24 protein-coding genes are annotated in these 24,410 nt (G+C 63.7%); 11 read left to right on the forward strand and 13 right to left on the reverse strand.

Features of this window, described 5'->3' with window-relative positions; all coding sequences use genetic code 11:
- Window positions 1–91: 91 nt before the first annotated feature.
- Complete coding sequence (locus VSX60_RS02480; protein WP_327622563.1) at window positions 92–709, forward strand: TRAP transporter small permease subunit; 618 nt, start codon at window positions 92–94, stop codon at window positions 707–709.
- On the forward strand, window positions 702–2,519 hold the full coding sequence (locus tag VSX60_RS02485) for a TRAP transporter large permease (RefSeq protein WP_327622565.1): 1,818 nt from the start codon (window positions 702–704) through the stop codon (window positions 2,517–2,519). The genes VSX60_RS02480 and VSX60_RS02485 overlap by 8 nt, the downstream gene beginning before the upstream one ends.
- Before the next feature lie 122 nt (window positions 2,520–2,641).
- On the opposite strand, the gene VSX60_RS02490 is transcribed toward VSX60_RS02485, so the two are convergent.
- Together VSX60_RS02490 and VSX60_RS02495 are read right to left on the reverse strand one after the other, a co-directional pair.
- On the reverse strand, window positions 2,642–3,043 hold the full coding sequence (locus VSX60_RS02490) for a hypothetical protein (protein WP_327622566.1): 402 nt from the start codon (window positions 3,041–3,043) through the stop codon (window positions 2,642–2,644).
- A 9-nt stretch (window positions 3,044–3,052) separates the two neighbouring features.
- Window positions 3,053–3,976, reverse strand: coding sequence for a DcaP family trimeric outer membrane transporter (locus VSX60_RS02495; protein WP_327622567.1), 924 nt, complete (start codon window positions 3,974–3,976; stop codon window positions 3,053–3,055).
- Window positions 3,977–4,258: 282 nt separating this feature from the next.
- Here VSX60_RS02495 and VSX60_RS02500 point away from each other — a divergent pair, with 282 nt between their 5' ends.
- On the forward strand, window positions 4,259–5,239 hold the full coding sequence (locus VSX60_RS02500; RefSeq protein WP_327622568.1) for a helix-turn-helix transcriptional regulator: 981 nt from the start codon (window positions 4,259–4,261) through the stop codon (window positions 5,237–5,239).
- Window positions 5,240–5,346: 107 nt separating this feature from the next.
- Here the strand turns inward: VSX60_RS02500 and VSX60_RS02505 are convergent, their stop codons facing one another.
- Window positions 5,347–6,465: a TRAP transporter substrate-binding protein gene (locus VSX60_RS02505; protein WP_327622569.1), complete on the reverse strand. Its 1,119-nt coding sequence runs from the start codon at window positions 6,463–6,465 to the stop codon at window positions 5,347–5,349.
- Window positions 6,466–6,664: 199 nt separating this feature from the next.
- Window positions 6,665–7,771 carry a TRAP transporter substrate-binding protein gene (locus VSX60_RS02510; RefSeq protein ID WP_327622570.1) on the reverse strand — a complete coding sequence of 369 codons (1,107 nt, stop codon included), beginning with the start codon at window positions 7,769–7,771 and terminating at the stop codon, window positions 6,665–6,667.
- Between the two features lie 280 nt (window positions 7,772–8,051).
- On the opposite strand from VSX60_RS02510, the gene VSX60_RS02515 reads away from it, so the two are divergent.
- The gene (locus VSX60_RS02515; RefSeq protein WP_327622571.1) at window positions 8,052–8,813 is read left to right on the forward strand and encodes a gamma-glutamyl-gamma-aminobutyrate hydrolase family protein; all 762 of its coding nucleotides are present in this window, start codon (window positions 8,052–8,054) and stop codon (window positions 8,811–8,813) included.
- Window positions 8,814–8,982: 169 nt separating this feature from the next.
- Here the strand turns inward: VSX60_RS02515 and VSX60_RS02520 are convergent, their stop codons facing one another.
- The 5 genes from VSX60_RS02520 to VSX60_RS02540 all read right to left on the reverse strand — a co-directional run bounded on the left by VSX60_RS02520 (window position 8,983) and on the right by VSX60_RS02540 (window position 13,650).
- Window positions 8,983–10,071, reverse strand: a complete 1,089-nt coding sequence (locus tag VSX60_RS02520) for a diguanylate cyclase domain-containing protein (RefSeq protein WP_327622572.1) — start codon at window positions 10,069–10,071, stop codon at window positions 8,983–8,985.
- 226 nt (window positions 10,072–10,297) lie between these two features.
- Window positions 10,298–11,398, reverse strand: coding sequence for a nickel/cobalt transporter (locus VSX60_RS02525; RefSeq protein ID WP_327622573.1), 1,101 nt, complete (start codon window positions 11,396–11,398; stop codon window positions 10,298–10,300).
- The gene (locus tag VSX60_RS02530) at window positions 11,380–12,051 is read right to left on the reverse strand and encodes a DUF1007 family protein (protein ID WP_327622574.1); all 672 of its coding nucleotides are present in this window, start codon (window positions 12,049–12,051) and stop codon (window positions 11,380–11,382) included. The genes VSX60_RS02525 and VSX60_RS02530 overlap by 19 nt, the downstream gene beginning before the upstream one ends.
- Before the next feature lie 83 nt (window positions 12,052–12,134).
- Window positions 12,135–12,638, reverse strand: a complete 504-nt coding sequence (locus VSX60_RS02535) for a L,D-transpeptidase (RefSeq protein ID WP_327622575.1) — start codon at window positions 12,636–12,638, stop codon at window positions 12,135–12,137.
- A 94-nt stretch (window positions 12,639–12,732) separates the two neighbouring features.
- Window positions 12,733–13,650, reverse strand: coding sequence for a LysR family transcriptional regulator (locus VSX60_RS02540; RefSeq protein WP_327622576.1), 918 nt, complete (start codon window positions 13,648–13,650; stop codon window positions 12,733–12,735).
- Between the two features lie 536 nt (window positions 13,651–14,186).
- On the opposite strand from VSX60_RS02540, the gene odc2 reads away from it, so the two are divergent.
- The 3 genes from odc2 (at window position 14,187) to VSX60_RS02555 (ending at window position 18,658) form a co-directional block, all read left to right on the forward strand.
- On the forward strand, window positions 14,187–15,320 hold the full coding sequence (gene odc2, locus VSX60_RS02545) for an ornithine/lysine decarboxylase (RefSeq protein WP_327622577.1): 1,134 nt from the start codon (window positions 14,187–14,189) through the stop codon (window positions 15,318–15,320).
- 144 nt (window positions 15,321–15,464) lie between these two features.
- A complete protein-coding gene (locus VSX60_RS02550; protein ID WP_327622578.1) occupies window positions 15,465–16,100 on the forward strand; it encodes a GNAT family N-acetyltransferase in 636 nt (211 codons plus the stop codon).
- 140 nt (window positions 16,101–16,240) lie between these two features.
- Window positions 16,241–18,658 carry a PAS domain-containing sensor histidine kinase gene (locus VSX60_RS02555; RefSeq protein WP_327622579.1) on the forward strand — a complete coding sequence of 806 codons (2,418 nt, stop codon included), beginning with the start codon at window positions 16,241–16,243 and terminating at the stop codon, window positions 18,656–18,658.
- A gap of 25 nt (window positions 18,659–18,683) precedes the next feature.
- On the opposite strand, the gene VSX60_RS02560 is transcribed toward VSX60_RS02555, so the two are convergent.
- On the reverse strand, window positions 18,684–19,661 hold the full coding sequence (locus VSX60_RS02560) for a WD40 repeat domain-containing protein (protein WP_327622580.1): 978 nt from the start codon (window positions 19,659–19,661) through the stop codon (window positions 18,684–18,686).
- On the reverse strand, window positions 19,661–20,761 hold the full coding sequence (locus tag VSX60_RS02565; RefSeq protein WP_327622581.1) for a CobW family GTP-binding protein: 1,101 nt from the start codon (window positions 20,759–20,761) through the stop codon (window positions 19,661–19,663). Before VSX60_RS02565 ends, VSX60_RS02560 begins: the two co-directional genes overlap by 1 nt.
- Before the next feature lie 150 nt (window positions 20,762–20,911).
- Here VSX60_RS02565 and VSX60_RS22535 point away from each other — a divergent pair, with 150 nt between their 5' ends.
- Together VSX60_RS22535 and VSX60_RS02570 are read left to right on the forward strand one after the other, a co-directional pair.
- On the forward strand, window positions 20,912–21,214 hold the full coding sequence (locus tag VSX60_RS22535; protein ID WP_442873040.1) for a BrnT family toxin: 303 nt from the start codon (window positions 20,912–20,914) through the stop codon (window positions 21,212–21,214).
- Window positions 21,150–21,428 (forward strand): BrnA antitoxin family protein, encoded by a 279-nt coding sequence (locus tag VSX60_RS02570; RefSeq protein WP_327622582.1) that lies wholly within the window; start codon window positions 21,150–21,152, stop codon window positions 21,426–21,428. The genes VSX60_RS22535 and VSX60_RS02570 overlap by 65 nt, the downstream gene beginning before the upstream one ends.
- Window positions 21,429–21,463: 35 nt before the next feature.
- Here the strand turns inward: VSX60_RS02570 and VSX60_RS02575 are convergent, their stop codons facing one another.
- Entirely contained in the window at window positions 21,464–22,348 is an 885-nt protein-coding gene (locus VSX60_RS02575) for a hypothetical protein (RefSeq protein ID WP_327622583.1), read from the reverse strand.
- Window positions 22,349–22,596: 248 nt separating this feature from the next.
- On the opposite strand from VSX60_RS02575, the gene VSX60_RS02580 reads away from it, so the two are divergent.
- Window positions 22,597–23,259 carry a Fe2+-dependent dioxygenase gene (locus tag VSX60_RS02580; RefSeq protein ID WP_327622584.1) on the forward strand — a complete coding sequence of 221 codons (663 nt, stop codon included), beginning with the start codon at window positions 22,597–22,599 and terminating at the stop codon, window positions 23,257–23,259.
- A gap of 53 nt (window positions 23,260–23,312) precedes the next feature.
- On the opposite strand, the gene VSX60_RS02585 is transcribed toward VSX60_RS02580, so the two are convergent.
- Window positions 23,313–23,666 (reverse strand): hypothetical protein, encoded by a 354-nt coding sequence (locus VSX60_RS02585; protein WP_327622585.1) that lies wholly within the window; start codon window positions 23,664–23,666, stop codon window positions 23,313–23,315.
- 277 nt (window positions 23,667–23,943) lie between these two features.
- Between VSX60_RS02585 and VSX60_RS02590 the strand changes: the two genes are divergently transcribed.
- Window positions 23,944–24,399 (forward strand): MerR family transcriptional regulator, encoded by a 456-nt coding sequence (locus tag VSX60_RS02590; RefSeq protein WP_327622586.1) that lies wholly within the window; start codon window positions 23,944–23,946, stop codon window positions 24,397–24,399.
- Window positions 24,400–24,410 lie beyond the last annotated feature (11 nt).

Raw genomic sequence — 24,410 nt, forward strand, 5'->3', positions numbered from 1 at the left:
GTCCGGAACGGGATGACATGGCGTTCTTCGCCGCGTTCGAACCGCGAGCGCGACCGAAGCATCCGGGGGCACCAGGGGAGGATCGTGCCGGATGTCGGCTCTCATGGCTTTTTCGCGCGGCATCGACTGGCTGACGACCTTTCTTGGTCGCGCCGTCTCTTGGCTCATCCTCGTCGCGGTTCTCGTCAGCGCCGGCAACGCCGTCATGCGCAAGGCATTCGACATGAGCTCCAACGCCTGGCTCGAACTGCAATGGTACCTGTTCGGTGCGGTTTTCCTCCTGGCCGCGGCCTGGACGCTCAAGGTCAACGAGCATGTGCGCATCGACGTCGTCGCGGCGCATCTGTCGAAACGAACGCGCGACTGGATCGATCTGGTCTGCCACGTCCTGTTCCTGCTGCCTTTCGCCGGGCTGATGGTCTATCTCGCCATTCCTTACGTCCAGCTCTCCTACCGCCAGCAGGAGGTGTCGGCGAATGCCGGCGGACTGATCATCTGGCCGGCCAAGGCGCTGATTCTCGCGGGCTTCATTCTCCTTCTCGCCCAGGCGCTCTCCGAGATCATCAAACGGATCGCCGTCCTCCGCGGCGTAATCGAGGAACCATCGCCACACCACGATCTACCGCCCGCTGTCGAGGATGTTCTCGAGATGGAAGACGAAGGAATCCAGGCCACTCGCGACGACCAGCGGGTGCGGCGCGATGATTGAGTTTCTCGCGCACAACCTCGCGCCGATCATGTTCGTCAGCGTTATGGCGATGCTGCTGCTCGGTTACCCGGTCGCCTTCACCCTCGCCGCGGGCGGCCTGTTCTACTTCGTCATCGGTGTCGAGTTCTCCGAACTGTCGCCGCAGATCACGCTGTTCTGGACCCTGCTCGGCGCGCAGCCGGATCGGGTCTTCGGGATCATGTCGAACGACACCCTTTTGGCCGTGCCGTTCTTCACCTTCATGGGATTGGTTCTCGAACGCTCGCGCATGGCCGAGGATCTGCTGGAGACGATCGGGCAACTCTTCGGCCCGGTGCGCGGCGGCCTCGGTTACGCCGCGGTCCTCGTCGGCGCGCTGCTGGCCGCCACCACCGGCGTCGTCGCCGCCTCTGTCATCGCCATGGGGCTGATCTCGCTGCCGATCATGCTGCGCTACGGCTACGACCGGTCCTTCGCCACCGGGACGATCGCCGCCTCCGGCACGCTCGCGCAGATCGTGCCGCCGTCGCTGGTGCTCATCGTCATGGCCGACCAGCTCGGTCGCTCGGTCGGAGACATGTATGTCGGCGCGCTCTATCCGGCGCTGCTGATGATCGGGCTGTATCTTCTCTACACTTTCGCGGTGACGATCATGCGGCCTGACGCAGCACCGGCACTCCCGCCTGAGGCGCGCACACTCGGTGGCGGCGTCTGGTCGCTGATCGCCATTCTGCTCGCGGCGGTCATCATTACCGTCGTGACCTGGTACACGGTCTTCGCCGGTTTTCGCGACGAAGTCCGCGATGTCTGGGCGGTGACGACGGGTGTCGGCGTCGCCTACGCCGTCGCGCTGTTGAACCGCGCTTTCGGCCTCGGCCTGTTGTCGCGGCTGGCCCAGCAGGTGGTCATCGTGCTGATTCCGCCGCTGGCGCTGATCTTTCTCGTTCTCGGCACCATCTTTCTCGGCATCGCCACCCCGACCGAGGGCGGCGCGATGGGCGCGACCGGCGCACTGGCCATGGCTTTCAGCAAGGGTCGGCTCACGCTCAAGGTTCTGACGCAGGCACTGGAGTCCACGGCCAAGCTATCCGCATTCGTCCTCTTCATTCTGATCGGGGCGCGCGTCTTCGGCCTGACCTTTTACGGCATCAACGGCAATATCTGGATCGAGGAGTTGCTGCTGGCGATCCCCGGCGACGAATACGGCTTCCTGATCGCCGTCTCGATCCTTATCTTCATTCTCGGCTGCTTCCTCGATTTCTTCGAGATCGCCTTCATCCTGATCCCCTTGCTCGCTCCCGTCGCGGAGACGCTCGGCATCGACCTGATCTGGTTCGGCGTGCTGATCGGCATCAACCTGCAGACCTCCTTCCTGACGCCGCCCTTCGGCTTCTCGCTGTTCTATCTGCGCTCGATCGCGCCATCCGGCGCATGGTTCGACAAGGTCTCCGGCCGCACTATCGACGGGGTGAGTACCCCGGCGATCTACAAGGGGGCGCTGCCGTTCATCCTCATCAACGCGTTGATGATTGCCATCGTCATGGCGTTTCCGGGGTTGGTCACGCGGTACAAGGGAGACGTCAGGCCGCCGATGGACCCGGCGGAATTCCGCCTGCAAATTCCCACTTTCGGCGGCGAAGGAGGCATGAGTCTGCCTCCGCTCGGCGGCAACTCGGGGTCGGGGCAGTCCAACAATGCGTTCGGCCTGCCGCCGCTCGGATTGCCCGGCACCGCCTCAGGGACGGCGTCGGCGCCCGACGCGACCGCCCCCGCGCCGCCGACCGAAGGAAACGCACCTGTCGATCTGTCGCAACCGCCCGCGTTCCAATAGGTCTGTCGGCGGGACAGCGGACAAGGAAAAGGCCCGGGACGGTTTGTCGTCCCGGGCCTATTTTCGACAGCGTGAACACCACCGGCACCAACCGGCGGCGACAGTCCCGCCCCGGGGTCGTGCTAGAAATCCATTTGCACGGAGGCCTGCAGCCGGACAGCGTCGTCGTTGGCGCCGCTGGCATCCTGCCGATCGCCCCAGATCACTTCGCCCCCATAGGTGATACCCTCGATCGGCTTCCAGAACAGCGAGCCATGCACGGTGTCGACGCTCTCCAGATCGGTGGGCGCGAAGGTGTCCATGAACTCCGTGCGGCCGAAGACGAGGCCGGCGGAAAGCTGCTCCGTCAACTGCTGGCTGAGGCCGGCGGTGACGCCATAGGCTTCGATCGTGTTCACGTTACCGGCCGCGTCGACGAAGGCGTCCTGCCCGAAGCCGTTGACGAGGTAGCGTCCGACGCCATCCCCATAAGTAAACGAGCCCAGCAGCTTGCCGCCCTCCCAAATACCCGCGTTGCCGGACACATTGACGCCTCAGCCAAGCTCGTCGTCGCCGATGCTGTTCGGCGAACCGAGATAGCGGCCGACGCCGGCCAACTTGATCAGCCCCCAGTCGTCGGCATAGGTCAGCGCGGCGGTAACGTCTGGCGCGACATCGACGCCGGCGCGAATACCGAGATTGATGCTTTCGGAAATCGGCCCCGCCGCGTTGCGGCCGCTGAATTCGGAGTTCTCCACCGAAGCGGAAAATTTCAGCCTATCGTAGATCGGCGTCGTATAACGAAACTGAGCCTGGCGGATGAAAGGAATACCGGCAGGACCGTTGAAGTCGACAGTCGTCGGGTAGCTTTCGATCGGCATGAAATTGCTCCAGGTCTGGCCGACCAGAACCGGACCGACGGTGCCATAGGCATGGCGCAACCGGAACGGGCTCGAATTGGAGAACACCTCGTTGCCTCCACCGCCGAAGAAATCGCCTTCCACATGGGTCTTCAGCGGCCCCCAGGCGGTCGGCGTACTGGTCTTGACGGCAAGCCGGCTCTGACGGGCATGGGCCCGGAAGCGCTGCTCGTCGGGCCCCGACGTGGAGATGGCTTCGGGGACGAACACGTCGCCGGTGGCTTCGTCGACGTCATAGATGAAATCGCCTTTGACATAGCCGGAGATCTCGACCTCGGTGTCGGTGCCGGGCAACAGGAAGGTGCCCAGCTTGCTGCCCGGCCTGAAGCCTGCGCTCTTGTTGGCTTCGACGTCCTTTCGGGTCCCCGCCTGCTGCGTCTCCAGCTGCTCGATCCGCTTGGCCATCGTCGCCATCTGCGCCCGCATGGCGCGGATCTCGTCGGCGCTGCCCGCCGCGGCCGTTTGCATGGGAAACAGCGCGAACAGCGCTGCCGCGGCAACGGATGTTCTCGCCCAGGTCATGATCCCTCTCGTCTCGTCCTTCGTCTGGCCGTACATTGGAATTTCCCTTCCCCTCCGATTGACGCCGACAACGGCCAAGCGACCGATTTCGCAGCGAAACCGAGCCTAGGAACGGAGGATCGATGTCGTCTTTGCCCGCAGGCGACAAAGTCATTGTCTTGTCGCGCCAGACGCCACAGCCGTAACCGCCCGCTCGACGCTGCGATCAAAATGCAACACGGTCGTGTGAGCGGCATCCGATCGGCGCTTACGGTGTGTTAGCTTCGGACGATCGGAGTTCGCGACGGCAATGGATGCAGATCGCGGGAGGGCTGGCCCATGTCTCGTGTGGTATTCGATTCGTCACAGGTCGAACCTCGGCGACAATTCGAGCTTTTCTACCAGAACGTCCGCAGCAACGTGATCTGTGTGACGCCGGAGAGGCTGGACAGTGCGGAGGGTTTTCGCACGCGCGTGCTGTCGCACCGATGCGGAGCGAAGTCAGCGCATGTCATCGAAGCGCCGAGCCACTCGGCCAGCCGGACCCGTTCCGACATCAGGAGCTTCGATCCGGAAGAAATCCATGTCAGTTATATGGTCACGGGAGGTCGCCGGATCGTGTTCGACGACATCGACGCGGTGATTCCGCCAGGCCGGCTGTTCGCCGCCGACAGCCGCGCGCCGTTTCATCTCGGGCGCACCGGCGAGGACTACCGGGGTGTCAAGCTGGCCTTGCCGCTTGCCGACATGAAACCGAACGATTACCAGCGCTGCCGTTTGGCACCCGAGCGGCTGAAGGCACACCGTCTGCACGACGTGCTGTGTTCGACCTTCCGCGCCTTGGACGGCAGCTTTGCCACAGCCGGCGACGCCGAACTGTCGCTGCTCGTCAGCGTCGCGGAATGCCTCGTATCGGTCATTCTGCGAGACGATCGTCCCGATTCCATCGACGACCGCTGGGCGGTCGCCTTTCGGATCATCGAGCTGGAAATCGATCGATCGCTGGCCGATGCCGAGTTCGGCCTGTCCCGTATTTCCCGGCGCCTCGGCTTGTCGAGTCGCTATGTCCAGCGGGTGATGCTGCGCCACGACACGGCGTTTTCGACGATGCTACGTGAACGGCGCATGGATTTCGCTCGTGGCCTTCTCTCCGACACTAACCGAAGCATCGAAGCGATCGCGTCTGCGAGCGGCTACAGCGAGCTCTCAGCCTTCTACAGGGCGTTCAAGCGGTGTTTCGGCGTCACGCCGGGCGAATTTCGGGAGGCCAGTAGCGGGCGACAGATCGCCCGGCGTTCGGAGCCCGCGACCGCGGATTGATTCGGCAAAAGCGCCCGGCGATCGAGAGGGCCAACACAGCTCCAAGAGCGGTTCGGGACGAAATCATCCCCGGGCCAGTGCCGTTTTCGCCTGGACCGGCGCTGTATTCAGAGCGCGCCCTCGCGCTGCTTGATCATCATGAACGTATCGAACGTGTATTCGGAGAGTTGTGCCCACAGATAGGCGTCCTGCTTGAAGGCGTTCTGGCTTTCCAGCAACGTCCGATAGTCCTCGTTCGATGCCGAGATCTCGTCATGGACCTCTTTCGCCGCCTCGAAGCTCGCGTTCATGATGTCCTGGCTGAACGGCCGCAATTGCGCGCCCTCGGCGACGAGCCGCCGGAGCGCGGCGGGATTGCGGTAATCGTATGAAGCGAGCATCGATGCATTGATCGCCTGGCAGGCCGATTCCAGCATCGCCTGATACGCCTTCGGCAGCGCGTTCCACTGTTCGAGGTTGAACATCATGTGGAGTGCCGCGCCGCCCTCCCACCAGGCCGGGTAATAATAGTACTTCGCCACCTTGTAGAAGCCGAGCCGCTCGTCGTCATAGGGGCCGACGAACTCGACCGCGTCGAGGGTGCCGCGCTCCAGCGCCGTATAGATGTCGCCCGCCGGGATCTGCTGCGGAACCACGCCGAGTTTTTCCACGACCTTGCCGGCAAGACCGGCGATCCGCAGCTTCAGCCCCTTCAGATCGTCGAGCGTGTTGATTTCCTTGCGGTACCAGCCGCCCATCTGGGCACCGGTGTTGCCCGCCGGCAAGGCGTAAACTCCAGACTTGGCATAGAATTCGTTCAACATGTCGTTGCCGCCGCCCTCGTAGAACCAGGCGTTGAGCTGGCGGGCGTTGAGGCCGAACGGCACGGCGGTGCCGAAGGCAAAGGCCGGGTTTTTGCCGACATAATAATAGGAGGCGGTGTGGCCCATCTGGACGGTGCCGTTTTCCACCGCGTCGAGCACCTGCCCGCCCGGAACGATCTCGCCGGCCGCGAACAATTGGATGTCGAACTGGCCGTCGCTCGCCTCTTTCACATAGCGCACCAATAATTCCGAGGCGCCGAAGATCGTGTCGACGGACTTGGGAAACGACGAGATGCAGCGCCAGTTGACCTTGGGCTTTTCCTGAGCGATGGCCGGCGCGGCCAGAGTGGCCGCTCCCGCACCAAGTGCGCCGGCACCCAATGCGCCCTTGGCGGCGCCGCCGATGAATGCGCGTCTGTCCATGGATGTCTCCCGAAAATGTAAGCACCGCCTCGCAGTCGGCATGCGTCCTCGCAGGCCGGATTTTCCCGCCCCCGTTCCTGAGAACCGTAAGCATCAGTGACGGAAGTGCAAGACAGTCTCTCGCGCCGCCGCCTCTTCTTCAACAAAAAATCCCGAGGCGTCGCCCCGGGATCGCTGCTTGCCGATAACGATTGGGCGGCTACATCGTGCCGTTGCGCTGCTGGATCATCATGAAGGTATCGAAGGTGTACTCCGACAGCTGCGCCCATAGATAGGCGTCCTTCTTGAACGCCAGCTGGTTCTCGTAGATCTCCTTGAACTTCGGATTCTCGGCGGAAATCTCGGCATAGGTCTCCTTGGCCGCGTCGTAGGAGGCCTGCAGGATCTCCTGGCTGAACGGGCGCAGCTGGGCGCCGTTCTGCACCAGTCGCCGGATCGCGGCGGGATTCTTGAAGTCGTAGGAGGCCATCATGTCGGCATTCGCGGCTTGGCAGGCCGAGCGCACAACCTCCTGGTAGTGCTTCGGCAATTCGTTCCACTTGTCGAGATTGACCATCGTGGCGAGTGCCGGTCCGCCTTCCCACCAGCCGGGATAGTAGTAGTACGGCGCGACCTTGTAGAAGCCGAGCTTCTCGTCGTCGTAAGGCCCGACCCATTCGGCCGCGTCGATGACGCCTTTCTCCAGCGAGGGATAGATGTCGCCGCCGGCGATCTGCTGCGGCACCACGCCGAGCTTCTCGATGATCTTGCCGCCCATGCCGCCGATCCGGATCTTGAGACCCTTGAGATCCTCGAGCGTATTGATCTCCTTGCGGTACCAGCCGCCCATCTGCACGCCGGTATTGCCGCAGGGCAGTCCGTAGAGCCCCTGAGTGGCGTAGAACTCGTTCATCAGCTTGTCGCCGTCGCCATAGTAGAACCAGGCGTTGGTCTGACGGGCGTTGAGGCCGAACGGCACCGCGGTGCCGAGCGCGTAGACCGGATCCTTGCCCCAGTAGTAATACGACGCGGTATGGGCCATCTCGACCGTGCCAGCGGCCGCGGCATCGGCAGCCTGCAGGCCCGGAACGATCTCCCCGCCAGCGAACACCTGGACGTCGAACTGGCCGTCGGTCGATCCCTTGATATAATTCGCCATCGTCTCGGCGCCGCCATAGATCGTGTCCAGCGACTTCGGGAACGAGGACGTGCAACGCCACGTAATCTTGGGGTTTTCCTGCGCGATGGCGGGCGCGGCCAGCGTCGAAGCGGCGGCGGCGCCGAGCCCGACTCCCCCGGCCTTCTTGATGAATGAACGACGATCCAAGAAAATATCCTCCCATGCTCGACCGCCGCGACGGCCGCCGGCTTTCCGGCGTTCACCCAAATTCGCGGCGGGCAGGGAAAAACGCTAGAACATCCGACCTTTCAGGTAAAGAAAACTTGGCGTGCAATGTAAATTACAATAATTACTTATAATAAGCCAGATGTACGATGAATTGCGCGTTCAGCTGCTCCACAGGCCAGCCTTGGCATAGCGGATCGACAATCGCGCGGCGGCTTCCTACATCGGCACCGCCAAGACACATCGAAGAAAGCAGCCATTCATGTCCGCCGTTCCGATCCTCGTCGCCGTCCCCGCCGACGTCCGCGACTTCGACAATTATCGCTGGCACGCGACGCCGGACACCTATCTGAAGGCGCTGACCCGTGTTGCCGAAGCTCTGCCGATCATTGTGCCGGCGCTGTCGAGCGAGTTCGAGGTCGCGGCACTGCTCGACCGTGTGGATGGCCTGATGCTGACAGGCTCGGCGTCAAACGTGCATCCGGATCGTTACGGCGTGCCGCCGAGCCAGGCGCACGAACCCTTCGATCCGGATCGCGACCGGCTGACCGAGGCGCTGATCCGCGGCGCGATCGACAAGGGGGTGCCGCTGCTCTGCATCTGTCGTGGGCATCAGGAACTCAATGTCGCGCTCGGCGGAACCCTGGCCACGGAAATCCAGGAGATCGAAGGCCGCATGGATCACCGGGCAATACCGAACAAGGAACAGCGCGAACGCTTCGCCATCCGTCATCCGGTCGCGGTTACGCCCGGCGGGATGCTTGCCGGCATTGTCGGAAAGCCCGAAATTCAGGTGAATTCGGTGCATCGTCAGGCGATCGACCGTCTTGCCGACGGCCTGACCGTCGAGGCGACGGCGTCCGACGGGACGGTCGAGGCCGTCTCCGTCCAACCAGCCCGCGCCTTCGCGCTCGGGGTCCAATGGCATCCCGAATACTGGGCCGAAACCGACAAGACCTCCGCCGCGATCTTCAAGGCCTTCGGCGACGCCTGCCGGGATTATACCGCCGGCCGGGGCGGCTAGCCGATCGCCGCTAAGACGGTGGCGCAGACCTTCGCGCGTTACGGTGAAAGCGGATCGATCCGGTCCGATTGCATCGACACGATCGACTCTCCGGCGTTCGAACGAAAGGGACGCGTCGGTGTCGGGGGCGAAACCTCCGCCTCGTCCGGCCCAACCCAAACCGCCTGTCTCAGCCTGGGCACGCCCGCCGAAAGCCCCGGCGATCGGTTCCCATCAGCCTGATCGGGGCAGCGGCACCAGGCGGCGGCGCAGGGTCCGCGGTCGTTTGCATCATGGCCGGCTCGAACATGCGGAACGTGTTTCGGCCCGCGGCCTTGGCGGCGTAGAGGGCGGCGTCGGCATGGATGAACAGCTCGGACGGCGTCCATGCATCGACGCGGGCGATGCCGACCGAGGCGCCGAGTTCGAGCGAATGGCCGCAACGATCGACAGGCCTGCTGAGAGCCGCCACAATGGTCCCGGCGAGTTCCTCGATCGCGCGCTGATCGAGATGAGCCCCGAGCAGGACCCCGAACTCATCACCGCCGATCCGTGCAACAAGCTCTGCCTCGCGACAGGCTTTCCCAAGCCGCTGAGCGACCTCCGTCAGGCACTGGTCGCCGAGCGCATGACCATAGGTGTCATTGACCTGCTTGAACCCGTCAAGGTCGACCAGCATGAGGGCACCGATCGGATTACGGTCGGCCTCGCACCCGGAGATATCTGAAAGCCTGGACTGGAACTGGCTCCGGTTACGCAGCCCGGTCATCACGTCGAACTCCGCCAGATACCGCATCTGGTCCGAAATGATTTTCTCTTCGGTGATATCCTGCTTCATCCCGAAGATGCGGACGGCGGCGTCGTCGTCGTCGCACTCGACGGTGGCGGTGATCCGAATCCAGCGAAGCCGACCTTTCATCGTGGTGATCTCGGCGTCGAGACTGAACCCGCTGCGCTCTTCGAGCGCCCGACTTCGCAACATCTCGAGCGTCTTGCGCGAAGCCTGCGGATAACATTCCAGGATCTCGGTCCGATCCAGCGCCGATCCGCGTGGAAGCTCGAAGATGTCGTAGACGACATCCGTCCACACCAACGTCTGGTCCTCAAGGTTGCATTCCCAGACACCGATGCGGGCAGCGGCGGAGGCCCGCTCGAAGATTTTCCGGCTATGCGCAAGGGCAGCAGTCTGCTGTTTGATCAGCAATGCCTGGGCATCCAGCTTGGCCTGCTGGCGCGCGATAATGACCTCATCGCGCCGGCGGACCGAAATCGACGTCATTTCGCCTGCCAGTGGAACCTATGGACACCCGAGCCGCGCGGCATACTCGATCCTGCGGCAACGTCCTGGATTCCGACAGCATGAGGCATATTCGAGTCCTACAACCTTCAGTGGCATCTCGCTTCCGAAGGGTAAGACAGAGTCGGTTAAGACTTTCTATCGCCCGTATCGCTCAAGCTGCCTGCTGGTCGGAAACGATCCCGGTACCGGCCAGCTCTCTTCATGCTTAAGCTGTCTGCAGCGCGCCGCCGAGCAACAGCAGGCCGACAATCACCAGAAACAGAGCGCCGACGATTTCCAGTGTGGTCCCTACGGCCCGGCCGAGCGTTCCACCACCGCTAGCTTTCAACGCAAACCCCTTGGCGAAAACGGCGACGCAAGCGATCGCGGACACGGTGAGCGCTGTCCCGATCGCCATGGCGAAAACCGACAGGATGCCGCCGAGATAAAGACTATTGATCAGGGCGAAAGTCAGGACCACGATCGCGCCGGAACACGGGCGCAACCCGACCGCGAACACCGCCGCGGCGGCCGTGCCGAGCGTCATCCGCCCGCCGAGATCTTTGGGGTTGGGAATATGCGCCCGACCGCAGCCGCAGGTATCGTCATCGTCGGTGCAGGTTCCGGGCGCGAACGCCGCCGAAGCAGGCCGCATCAACGGCGACCCTCCCCTGGCACCCGCGCCGGGCGCGGCGAAAGCGAGCCCCCCCGCCGCATCGGCCTGCTTTTTCGCAAGGCGCGCCGGCGCGAAGGCCAGCGCTCCGGCTGTGCGTCGCCCACTACTGACCAGACGCAACAGCTTGCGGGTCAAAAGCCACGCCCCGAAGAGGACGATGAGCGCATAGGAGGCGATTTCCAGCGCGTCGGTCGCGTCGGTCATCGACACCGCGGTGCCGCGCAGCACGTACCAGCCGACCCCGACCAGCGCGAGCGCCGACACCGCCTGCAGCAACGACGAGACGAAGGACAACAGGATTCCCCGGCGCAGCTCCACCTCGTTGGCTAGCATGTAGGACGAGATCACCGCCTTGCCGTGGCCGGGACCGGCGGCGTGGAACACCCCGTAGGCAAAGGACAGGCCGACCAGGAAGGGCAACGCCGAGCCATCCTGTTTCAATTGGATCAGGGCCTGACGCAGCGCGGTGAAGAACTCGCGCTGATAGCTGGCGATCTGGGTGAAGATCGGACCGAAGAGACCGCCGGACGGTTGCGCGGTCACCTCGGCGCTGCCGATTCCGAGCGAGGATTTGGCCAGGGCCGGCTCGGCGATCAAGACGGCCGCGAAAACAAGCACGGTGCCGAGGCCAATCAGCTCGCGGGCGCGCATGTCACCTCCAGCCGGGCCGCCAGGACCTTGGAATAGTTGACGCCGTCGTCGGGAATCGTTTCGTCCGGGGCCAGCGTCGCAACCGACGCCAGCCACTGCTTGGCGGCTTCGTCCTCGTCCGGCACGAGGAATTTCTTCACGCAGATCTTCGGCATGTCGACGAGCTGGAAATCGCCTTCGCTGGCAAAGTCGAAGGCGACGAAAAAGGTTTCGTCGAAGTTGGAGACCGTCAGCTTGTCCTTGGCGAGGTCGACCGGTTCGCCGGCCTTCATCTCGAAGAACATCAAAAGCTGGTTGTTCTCCCAAAGCATGAGGATTTCGTCCGGCGGCGCCATCGTCACGTCGCGGCCGCCGGCTTCCACGAAGGTGTAGAAATTCCACTCGGCGATCGATTCCTTGACGGTCGCTCCGACCTCGGCGAGTTCGTCGTCGTCGAGGGTGCCGTTGGCGTTCTTGTCGAAATCGACGATCACCGAGGAGGAAAATAGCTCATCCATGCGCCAGATGTTGCGGATCGCCGCAAGCTGACCGTCCGGGGTGCCGACGATTTCGATCTTTGCCTCGGCGAAGACGTGCGGATGGGCCGAGGCAGCCCCGGTGCCCAGTAAGGCAGCGGCGATCCCCAGAACGCCTGCCGTGACACGATGATGCAAGGCCGTTCCCCTCCGAATTCGTCGGAATCTGAAACAGCATAAGAATGGCCGAAGTTTGAACGAAGCGCTTGTTTCGTCACCGGTCAGCGCAGGACGAGGACCTGCGCGCCGATATTCACCCGCTCGAACAGATCCTTGACGTCGGCATTGCGCATCCGGAAACACCCGGCGGATGCGGCGCTGCCGATCGAGTTCGGAGAGTTGGTCCCGTGGATGCGGTAGGCGCCCCAGCCGAGATTCAGCGCTCGTTCGCCCAGCGGATTCTTCGGTCCCGGTCCGACCGATTGCGGCAGGCTGGGGTTCTTCTCGCGCATCGACGGCGTCGGCGTCCAGGTTGGATGATCGCGTTTCTTGGAAACCCAGCTCTTGCCGAACCACTGCTCGCTCGGCTTGCCGACGGCGATGTCGTATTCGAGCGCCTTGCCGGGCCCGGTGAGCAGGTAAAGCTTGCGCTCGCCGGTCTTGATGACGATCGTGCCGGGATCGGCCTCGACAGCGATGGCTGTTTCGCGGCCCTGGCCGACCGCTTCCGATTTGGCGAGAACCGGACCGGACAGGGCGGCGAGGACGACGGCCGTGACGGCCAAGAGAAGCGGTCGGTGGGACATGCGGCGAAGATAGCGAAAGTCTGCTAAAGTCGGGTAAAGGCCAAGCCGTCGATTGGCTCGCGTCACTGTCCGTTCAACCGCCGTTCCGCCGCTTCGAATCGCACTTCTTGAACCAGTCCGCCAGATAGTCGACGAACAACCGCACCCGCGCCGGAAGATGGCGGCGATGCGGGAAGACCGCGTAGATCCCCGCCTCGCTCGGCATGTAATCGTCGAGCACCGTCACCAGTCTTCCCGCCTCGATGTCCTTGCGGATGACGAAGCTCGGGCTCAGCGCCAGACCGAGGCCGGCAATCGCCGCTGCACGCACGGTGACCGGGCTGTTGGCGGTGAATTTTCCCGACACGGTGACCGGGATCGTCTCCTTGGTTTCCGGATCGCGGAAGATCCAGTTGGAGAACATCCGCGAATTGGAATCGATCACCGCCGGAAAGCCGGCGATCTGCGAGGGGTGCGTCGGCCGGCCAAGCCGCTTCAACAGGTCCGGACTGCCGACGATGGCGAAGTCGAGCGAGGCCAGTCGCCGGGCGATCATCGCCGAATCGGCCAGCCGGGTCATGCGGATCGCGACGTCGAAGCCTTCCTCGACCAGATTGACGAAACTGTCGTCGAGATGGATGTCGAGCCCGATGTCAGGGTGGTCCTTGGCGAAGTCGACGAGGCTGAGCCCCAACTCGGCGTCGCCGAAGGTCCGGGCCGCCGAGACGCGAATCGTCCCCTTGGCCTCGCCGGTCGCTTCGCGCGCCTCCTCGTTGAGGCTTTCGAGATCGGCGAGGATGCCGGAAGCACGCGACAGATAGACCTCCCCAGCCGCCGTCAGGGCGATCTGCCGGGTGGTCCGGTTGATCAGAAGCACGCCGAGTTCGTCCTCCAACTCGCGCACATATTTCGACAGAAGCGCCTTGGAGCGTCCGGTCTTGCGGGCCGCCGCCGAGAATCCCTGGTTCTCGATGACGGCGATGAAGGCGCGCATCCGGGTCAGCGTATCCATTCGGGCACCTTGCTCCAGGCTTGTGATTGTGGCCGCCGGACAACGCCGACGATCCTTCCTGCTACGGGAACGGTCGAAAAATCAATCGGGGAGATCTTCCCCCTTGTTTATGACGGATCACCGGCATACATCGCATCTCGCCCCAAGTCGCACGTGCCTGTGGGCGTCCCCCGGTCCTCAAATGCGAGGGTTGCCGGGACGGTACCTGGACGTAACACATCCAGTCGGTTTTGCGAGCTTCGCGAGATCGAGGACGCCTTGAAGCAACGACGGTCCGGGCCTTTCTGGTCTCTCCTGGTCTCCAAAGCCGGGAATACTGAAGAGGCACACCATCCTTGCCTGAAGTGCGGCGGGTCCAAGCCCACCAAGCCATGGCAGACTGATTACCGGAGACGGACGTTCCGCGTTCGCATCCGGCCATCGTCGCGTCTCGCAAGAGGCCGTTCGGAGGGTCGCTATCGGCTGTCCGCGGCATTCTTGCAGTCGCTCCTCGTCGATTTTCCGATCCGCAAGGATCGGGTCAATGGGAGAGCCCAATGGCCACGCAGCGCATCCTCGATTTCCTCGCCACCCGACGACCGGATGGCCCCTGCCTCGTCGTCGACCTCGACATCGTCGAGGACAATTTCAACGCCTTCCGCAAGGCACTGCCCGATTCGGCGATCTTCTACGCCGTCAAGGCCAACCCGGCGCCGGAAGTCCTGCGCCTGCTCGCGTCGCTCGGCTCCAACTTCGACTGCGCCTCGGTCGCCGAGGTGGAGATGGCGCTCGAGGCTGGCGCGACGGCCAAGCGCATCTCCTACGGCAACACCATCAAGAAGGAACGCGACATCGCCCGCGCCCACGCGCTCGGTGTGTCGCTGTTCGCGGTCGATTGCGTCGAGGAGGTCGAGAAGATCGCTCGCGCCGCTCCCGGCGCCCGCGTGTTCTGCCGCGTCCTCACCGATGGCGAGGGCGCCGAATGGCCACTGTCGCGCAAGTTCGGTTGCGTTCCGGCGATGGCGATCGACGTGCTGGTGCATGCCGACGCGCTCGGCCTCACCGCCACCGGCGTCTCCTTCCATGTCGGCTCGCAACAGACCGACACCGAAGCCTGGGATTCGGCGATTGCCGACGCCAAATACGTCTTCGGGGCGTTGGCCGAAAAGGGCATCGTGCTGACCCTCGTCAACATGGGCGGCGGCTTCCCGACCCGCTATTTGAAGGACGTGCCGACCGCGAGCGCCTATGGCCAGGCGATTTTCGCCAGCCTGCGCAAGCATTTCGGCAACCGGTTGCCGGAGACGATCATCGAGCCGGGCCGTGGCATGGTCGGCGACGCCGGCGTCATCAAGGCGGAGGTCGTGCTGGTGTCGAAGAAGTCGGCCGAGGACGCCAATCGCTGGGTCTATCTCGACATCGGCAAGTTCGGCGGTCTCGCCGAGACCATGGACGAAGCGATCCGCTACCCGATGGTCACGAAGCATGACGGTGAGCGAACGGAACCGTGTGTCATCGCCGGCCCGACCTGCGATTCGGCGGACGTTCTATACGAGAAGACGCCCTACCCGCTGCCGATCTCGCTGACGGTGGGCGACGAAGTGCTGATCGAGGGCACCGGCGCCTATACGACCACCTACGCCTCTGTCGCCTTCAACGGCATCGAGCCGTTGCGCGCCTACGTGATCTGAGGCGCCGCATGAGAACTCGATTGCGACGACGGAGCCTGTCGCTCCGAAGCTGACGCCCGGCGCCGCCGCACCGGGCGTTTCGCCCGCGCGCCGCGGCATTGCCCGGCCGTTCCCTTCCGCCTCCTGTCGATCAGTGGGAGTTTTATGTCCGCATTCCTTCATGCCACGGCGTTCGAGGCTGCCGCGCCGCTGTTTTCGATCGTTCGGGAAACCGGCCGGCACGTCGCCGCGCGCGAAATCCTCCTTGACGCCGCGATGGGTCCCGGCCGCAAGCGCAAAGCGTCCGAGGCGCTCCGGCGTGGGCGGCGGCCGGCGGTCGATCTCGCCTTCGCGGCGATCGCCGCCGACGGTCGCCTGGTCGGAACCGTGCGGCTGTGGGGCATCGCCGCCGGCCAACGCGACGGCGACGATGTCCCGGCCCTCCTCCTCGGCCCGCTCGCCGTCGATCCGAGCTTGCACAAGGCCGGCATCGGCGGTGCGCTGATGCGCCATGCCACCTGCAAGGCCGCGCGGCTCGGCCATGGCGCGGTCCTGCTCATGGGCGATCCGGAATATTACGGTCGCTTCGGCTTTTCGAGCGCGGCCACCGCGAATCTCGCCATGCCGGGGCCGTTCGAGCCACACCGGTTGCTGGCTCTGGAAATCGCGCCGGGACATCTTGCTGGCGCCGCCGGAACATTGGCGCCGACCAGCCGGAGGCAGCCTTCTGTAATCACTGGCGATACCGGCAGGCACGACCGCTTCACGCGACCTGTCAACACAGCGAAATACCGTCGATAGTCATTCAAAATTAATAGCTTGCGTGTGGCGCCCTTGTTCCTCATTGCATGAAATGGCATAGGCAACGATCAGGGGACATCGATAAGGGTTTGGGGGCGGGGGACGCCCGACTTCCTTGACCTGGCAGGGGACGGATCCGGATGGAACTGGCCAAGGACGACCGGCTGGCCTCGGCCCTCGCGGAGAACGCCGCGTTGCGTCGACGGTTGTCGGAGTTGGAAGCCGGCGGCGACGATGCTGCGACCCGGCTCGACACCGCGGTGGAAGAGATCGCCGGCCTGAAAAAGGCCTTGCACCAAACCGAATCTCGCTATCGCCTCATCGTCGAGAGCGCCGTCGACTACGCCATCATCGCGGCCGATCTCGACGGCGTCGTGACGACCTGGAACGACGCCGCGGAAGCAGTTCTCGGCTGGTCCGAACGCCAGATCGTCGGCCGACCGATCGCGACCATCTTCACCCCCGAGGACGTCGAGGACGGCATTCCCGAGCGCGAAATGCGCATTTCGCTGAGCATGGGCAAGGCAAGCGACGAGCGCTGGCACCTCAAGGCCGATGGTTCGCGTTTCTTCGCCAGCGGCGAAATGATGCCGCTCTACGGCGACGACGAGAAGCCGGCCGGCGTCCTCAAGATTCTGCGGGACCGAACGCGTGAGCGTAAGGAGCGTGAGGAACTGGAGGCTAGCCAGGAGCGGCTGCACCTCGCGCTCGAGGTGTCGGAACTGATCGGAACCTGGGATTGGGATATTCCGGGCGACAGTGTCTATGTCGATGCGCGCTTTGCGCGCCTGTTCGGTGTCGACCCGGCGCTTGCCGACAAGGGTGTGCCCATCGAGACGTTTCTGCGCGGCGTTCATCCGGACGATCTCGACCGGGTCAGTGCGATGATCAAAACCGCCGCCGAGACAGCTTCGCCCTATGCGCAGGAATACCGGACTGTCGATGTCGATGGCGCGGTTCACTGGATATTCGCGAAGGGTCGTTGCTTCCACGATAGCGCCGGAAAGCCGCTGCGCTTTCCCGGTGCGATCGTCGATCGCACCGCCGAGCGGGCGCGTGAGGCGCGGCAGGCAGCACTTTTGCGGCTCGGCGACGAACTCATTCTCGGCGAGGCGCAGGTCAGCCACACCGCCAAGGCGCTTCGGATACTCGGTGAAACACTCAGCATTGCCCGGGTCGGCTACGCCAGTGTCGACGGTGCCGAAACGGCCGCGACGATCTCCAGCGAATGGACGGCGGACGGCGCGACGCCGCTGTTGGGAACTTTTCCGCTCGCACGCTTTGGACCTGATTTTGTAGAGGAGTTGCGCTCCGGCCTGGTCGTCATCGAGAACACGGTCGAGCACGCCGCCTCGCCGGCGATCAAGGAGGCGTGGTCGGAAATCGGCATCGGCGCGCTCGTCAATCTGACCGTCGTCGAAGGAGGCCGGGTTCGGGTCATCCTCTATCTGCACGCCGCCGAGCCCCGGCAGTGGAGTGATGAGGAGATCGCCTTCGTGCGCGATGTCCTGAACAGATCCTGGGCCTTCACTCAGCGCCGACAAACCGAACAGGCCCTCATCGAGGCGGAGCGACGGCTTCGTCTGGCCCAGGAATCGGCTGCGATCGGCACTTTCGATTATGATCTGCGAACCGGCGTGCTCTTATGGGACGATCGTGCACGCGCGCTGTTCGGCCTGCGGGCTGGGGTGCCTGTCAGTTACGAGGATACCTTCCTGCCTGGACTGCATGCCGATGACCATGAACGGGTTGCGGCCGCCGTAACCGCCGTGCTCGATTCCACCTCCAGCAGCGAATACGATATCGTCTATCGCGCCATCGGGCTTGAGGACGGTGTCACCCGCCACATCCATTCGAGCGGTCAGACACTGGTCGAGGATGGACGGACCGTGCGCTTCGTCGGGGCGATGCGCGACGTAACCGAGCAGAAGGAATCGGAAGAGCGCCAGCAGATGCTGACGCGCGAGCTCCAGCATCGCGTGAAGAACACGCTCGCCATGGTCAATGCCCTCGCCAACCAGACGCTGCGCCGGGCCACCAACGTCCAGGACGGGCTCGCCGCCTTCTCGGCGCGGCTGATCGCGCTGGGCCAGGCGCACGACATCCTCACCCAGACGAGTTGGACCTCGGCGCCGATCGCGGCGATCGTCGCCAATTCGCTCAAGACCCACCAGCCGGAGGACGAGATGCGGATTTCCGCGTCCGGTCCCGATCTGCGGCTGACCGCGCGGCAGAGCCTCGCGCTGGCGCTCGGTTTGCACGAACTCGCCACCAACGCGACCAAATACGGCGCGCTATCCAACGACAGCGGCCATGTCACGATCAAATGGGGATTGGCAGTCGTGGGAGGAACGCGGCAGCTCACCTTCACTTGGCGGGAGATCGGCGGTCCGCCGGTCGAAGCGCCGGAGACGCGCGGCTTCGGCTCACGGCTGATCGAACAGGCGATGGCGGCCGAATTCGGCGGCGAGGTCAAGATCGACTATCGCCCCGAGGGCATCGTCTGCACGATCGAGGCGGCGGTGACGGACGAACCGGCCGAGGACGAGCAAGCGTAGAGCATCTGCATCCACCTGCGCCGCCTCACCCTGCGATGTCGATCACGCCGGCTTCGCCAAATTCCGACCCGAAGGCGAGCAGGCGGCCGTCGCCGCTCCAGGCCATCGTCCTGACCGGGCTCGCCCCGCCCCGCCGCAGCAGCGCTTCCTTGGAATCGGCGAAGCGCACGGCCAGAATCATCCCATCGCCATAGCCGATCGCCAACATGTCCTCGGCCGGATGGCAGGCTACGGCGGTGACCATCGTGTCGCCGCGCGTGCCCAGTTCCAGCGGCGCCTTGCCCATCGGCCCATCCTTGCCGGAGAACGGCCACAGGATCGCGGCCGGCGCGCCCGAGGTCGCCAGGAACTTGCCCTTCGCCGACCAGGACCAGTCCTTCACCTTGGCCGGGTAGCCGGTCATTTTCATGTGCTTGCCGTCATCGATCCGCCAGCCATGCAGGGCATTTTCCTGCATGACCGTTATGAGGAAGCGTCCGTCGGGCGAAAAATCGATGCCCAGATGCGCGCCCTTCCATTCGAGCGCGGCCGGGGCGGCGTCGGTCGCGGGAAAGAACAGCGAGGCGCCGTCGTAGCGGGCGGTCGCCGCTCGAATCCCCTTCGGCGCGAAGGCGATATCCTCGACCGTGCGCTCATGGCGGATTTCCTTGAGCGCGCCGCCGCCAAGCCGGACATAGGCGGTCTTGCCCGAGGCGAAGCCCACCGTATCCCTGGGGCCGCCGGCAACAGAAGCGATCCATTTGCGGCCGATCGAGGCGATCTCGCGCGCCGCGCCGCCGCCGTCCACCGACACCACGCGGCCGTCCTCGCCGCCGGTCAGAAGCCGCCGGCCGTAAGGATCGTAGCGCGCCGACAACAGCCCGCCCGGATGCGCCTCGACCACCCGCTCGCCGCCCGCCGGAAACCGTACGGTGCCATCGGCCACCGCGAAAACCGGCTGATCCTTCAAGAAAACCGCCGTCTCGACAAAATCGGAGAACTCATAGGCCGCGATCGACGGCATCAGGCATTTTCCCGCTGACGTGCCGCACACGCCTCGAACTCGGCGGACAATTCTTCGGCGTCGAGCTCGCGGCCGATGAACACCAGCCGGCTCTCGTGCTTTTCGTCGTCGCGCCATGGCCTTTGGTGATCGCCCTCGACGATCATGTGGACGCCCTGCACGACGTAGCGGTCCGGATCGCCGGCAAAGGCGATGATGCCTTTGAGCCGCAGGATGTTCGGCCCCTGCTCCTGGGTCAGCGCCTGGATCCAGGAAAAGAATTTTTCGCTGTCGAGCTCGCCGCCACGCAGCGAGACCGATTTCACCGTCACATCGTGCAAGGGCGAAGCCGCATCATGGTGGTGGTGGTCGTGGCCGTGATGGGCATGGCCGTGGTGATGGTGATCATGATCGCAGTCCGGGCCGCAGGCATGGTCGTCATGGGCGTCTTCCGCGCCGGTGAGAAAATCTGGATCGTCGTCGAGCACGCGCTTGAGATCAAAGGCGCCCTGCCCGAGCACCCGCTTCAGATCGATGCCGGCCCGTTCTGTGCGATGGATCACGGCCGTGGGATTGATCGCGCGGACCGTCGCCTCGACCACCGCGAGTTGCTCCGGGGTGACGAGATCGGTCTTGTTGAGCAGCACCACGTCGGCGAAGGCGATCTGATCCTCGGCCTCGCGGCTGTCCTTGAGGCGCAGCGGCAAATGCTTGGCGTCGACCAGCGCGACGACGGCGTCGAGCTTGGTCTTGGCGCGCACGTCCTCATCCATGAAGAAGGTCTGCGCCACCGGCACCGGATCGGCGAGCCCCGTCGTCTCGATGATGATCGCGTCGAAGCGACCCTTACGGCGGGTCAGTCCCTCGACGACGCGCACAAGATCGCCGCGCACCGTGCAGCAGACGCAGCCATTGTTCATCTCGTAGATCTCTTCGTCGGATTCGACGATGAGGTCGTTGTCGATGCCGATCTCTCCGAACTCGTTGACGATCACCGCGTATTTGCGACCGTGATCCTCGGACAGGATGCGGTTGAGCAGCGTCGTCTTGCCGGAGCCCAGATAGCCGGTCAGGACGGTGACCGGGATCTGCGCGTCGGCCTGGTTGGCGGTATCGGACATCAGAGTCTCCCTCGTGGACCGGCCAACGATATAGGCGCGTCCGATCGCGAATGCACGGGGTTGCTTGGTGTATTCAAACTGTATATACGATTCATGGACGATGTCCTTCAAGCTCCCGAATTCCATTGCCAAAAATCCATGAGGCCACCGATGGAGTTTGAATGGAATGAGGAAAAACGCGGGCAAGTGCTTCGCGAGCGCGGTGTCGACATGGTGCGCGCGGCCAGGATTTTCGAAGGCTTCTGCGCTCAAAAAGAAGATCGTCGCGAGGAGTACGGAGAGAAGCGCTTCGTCGCGATCGGCCTCGTCGAAGACGAATGCTTTGTCCTGGTTTGGACTCCCCGCGGGAACAAACGCCGTCTGATTACGGCATGGAAGGGTGGTCGCGATGAGCGACAAGACTATGAAGACAGCCACGCTGGAAGAAATCCGCGAAATGGATCGCCGGGGTGAACTGCATCACAATCCCGATGCCCCTGAAGGCCCCAGCCTTGGCGCCGACTTCTGGAAAGACGCCGAGCTTGTCTATCCCGAAGCCAAGACGCCGATCAGCCTGCGCGTCGACAAGGACGTACTCGACTGGTTCAAGGCCGAGGGCACCGGCTATCAGACCCGCATGAACGCAGTCCTGCGGAGCTTCATGGAGGCAACGCGGCGGAAAGCGTAGTCTATGGGGCCGGCGGCTTGGCCGGCCCCAAATGCCTAAATCGCAGAGGCGGCCAACTCCGCCTTGGCGACGGCCGCGCTGAACGCGCCGCTGTCCATCAGACCGTCTTTCGATGGGACAGGAGACGGAAGCGCCTCCTTCAGCGACGACAGCGCCGCGTTCAATCCCTCGGCCGCTTCCGCCGGAATACCGCCCGACAATCCCTGCATGACCGAATCGGCCGCTCGCACGAAGCCGTAGGCGTCCTGGTACTCGGCCAATTCTTCGACCTTGCCGTCCTTGACGCCTTCCTCGTATTCCTGCGCCGCCTCGCGCAACAGCGCCACCACTCCAAGCACCTTCGCGCTGGGGTCGATTCCCTCTCCGGCCACGTCGATCGCCTTTCGGGCTTCGGCGATCTTGGTCAGCGCGTCGGCCGAATTGGCCGGGTCGCTGGCTTCCATCGTTTCAAGGGTCGCCTCGAACTCCGGCACACTTCGGGCCTCGAAGGCCGCTTCCAGGGCTTCGTAGTTCTCCTTCAGCGGATGCTTGAGATGCGGAGCTGCCATCTCGGTCTCGCCCGCCTCGAGCAGTGCCTCGGCCGCCATCAGATGGCCGCGCATCTTCGAAAGCTCGGCGAAATAGGCCGCGTCGTCAGTCTTGAGATCGACGGATCCACCGCCTTCACCTCCTTCGCCACCCTCACCGCCTTCGCTAGGCTTGCCGCTCTCGCCGCTCTCGCCGCCCTCGCTGGCGGCGCTTGCCTCGCCACTTTCGCCGGCCTCGCCCGCTTCCTGCGTGTGCCCGGCCTCTCCGGACTCGCCGGCTTCCGCGATGCGATAGCCGCGCTCGGCGGTCTCCTCTCCGGCATAAAGCCGCGGACCGGCGTCCACCAGTCCGGTCGTTGCCGTCCCGGCCGAGGCCGCGGATCCGGCCAACACGAAGGCTCCGACCCCCATCCAAATTTTGCGACGATGATTCATACTTGCTCCTTCAATCTCGGTCTCGAGCACGCCAAAGTGTTGCCCGCCCGCTTTTCCCGTGCCACAAGACAATCTCCGGCGTCTATAGAAAAATAGAAGAAATCTTAAGAAATCCATTCTTTAGAATCAATCTAAATTTCTGATTGGAATTATTCAAAAGAATGAGAACTCCACCGGCTTCATGATAATCCAAGTAAGGATCGATAATGTATTTGGTAATTGGCGACGTTCTCAATCAGAACGAGGTAAAAGATGCGTGTGTGGTGCTCGACGCGGCCCAATTCGTCGACGGACGGGCCACCGCCGGGTGGCATGCGCGGGCGGTCAAGAACAATCTCCAGGCGGGGCGCGGCGACAACGGGGTCGACACCCTGCGCGCGACGCTTGCCAAGCGCATCGAAGCGAACGCCCTGTTTCGCATGTTTGCTCGGCCGAGCCGGCTGACCCCCCTGATCCTTTCCCGCTACGAGCCCGGCATGGCGTATGGCAGTCACGTCGACGATGCCATGATCGGAGGCATTCGGACCGACATCTCCTTCACGCTGTTCCTCGACGACCCGGAGACGTACGACGGCGGCGCGCTGATCATCGAAACCACCGCCGGCGAGGAAGAGGTCAAGCTCGCGCCTGGCCAATTGGTCGCCTATCCCTCGACCACCCTCCACCGTGTCGACCCGGTGACGCGCGGCACGCGCCGGGTGGCCGTGGGCTGGGCGCGCAGCCAGGTCCGGCACGCCGAACAGCGCGAAATCCTGTTCGATCTCGACACCACCGTCGAGGAGCTGCGGCACGCGGACGTCCCACGGCAAACCCTCGACCGGGTGATGAAGACGCGGTCGAATCTCCTGCGGCGCTGGATCGAGAGCTGAACCGGTTCCGCCGATCGCGGCGCACCTGAATGGGGGCGATCAACCAGTGAGTCCTATTGATCGTTACGCGACGTTTCGTTTCGGGCTGGGAGAAACTGGCGGCTCAGCCCCCACAAGAAGACCGCGAACAGCAAGTGCGGCACGGCGGAAGCCACGACGAGCTTTGGACTGACGGCAAGGCCGAAGAAGCCCCAGCCCACGAGAGGAAAGAAAAACAGCAGGACCAGTATCCAGAGCGCGAAGGCCAACCAGAACGCCCGCATAAACGTCAACTTGTCTCGGAACAGCAGGACATAAACGGCGGAGAGCAATGTGACCCACGCCGTGTGGAACAGCAGTCCGACAGGTAGCGGCAGGTCCGCTCCCAGCAAAGTATTGGCGAAGGCCAATCCCAGCGGCTTGGGCAAGGGCGACACTCCGGTTGCTAGGCCCGCAAACATGATCGCTCCGGTCAGCGCCGCGACGGCTAGCCCAATCCCGACGGTTTTCGTCCATTCTGCTGTCGTAAGATGGTGAAGGCGCATTGTGATCCCCTGTTAATTCGCTGGCCAAACGCTCGGTCCGGCGGAAACGGTAAATGGTCGCATCCGAGACAGACGGACGCTGACCGGCAGTATTTCCTCGATGTAGGATCTGGAGTAACTCTAGGTTCAAGGGGCTGAGACGAATTTCAAGGGAGTGGTCATGGCGACGACAGGAAAATCGCTTGCGATCGGTGCTCTGGCCCGGCTGGCCGACTGCAGTGTCGACACGGTCCGTTACTATGAAGGGCTGGAGCTCTTGCCGCACGTGCCGCGTGGGCCTGGGGGCCACCGACAATACGGGGGCGAGCACGTTCGCAGATTGCGGTTCATCCGCCGCACGCGAGACCTCGGCCTGAGCTTGGCGCAGGTGCGCGGCCTCATCGTGCGGACTGGAGGCGATGCTTACGACTGCGGCGAGGTGCGGTTGCTGTTCGGTGCGCAGATGGCCGATGTGCGGCGGCGCATCTCCGAGTTGAAGGATCTGGAACAGACTCTGCAAGCCCTTCTCCAAGGCTGCAGCGATGCGGAGCTGAGCAACTGCCGGGTCATCGAAGCAATGCTCTCGGGAGAGGCGCAGCCGACTGCCGTTTGCTGCTCCGGCGTGGCCGACACGTGATTTCCAAGCCG

The sequence above is a fragment of the Aurantimonas sp. A3-2-R12 genome, from assembly GCF_036016755.1.
Lineage (GTDB): Bacteria > Pseudomonadota > Alphaproteobacteria > Rhizobiales > Rhizobiaceae > Aurantimonas > Aurantimonas coralicida_A.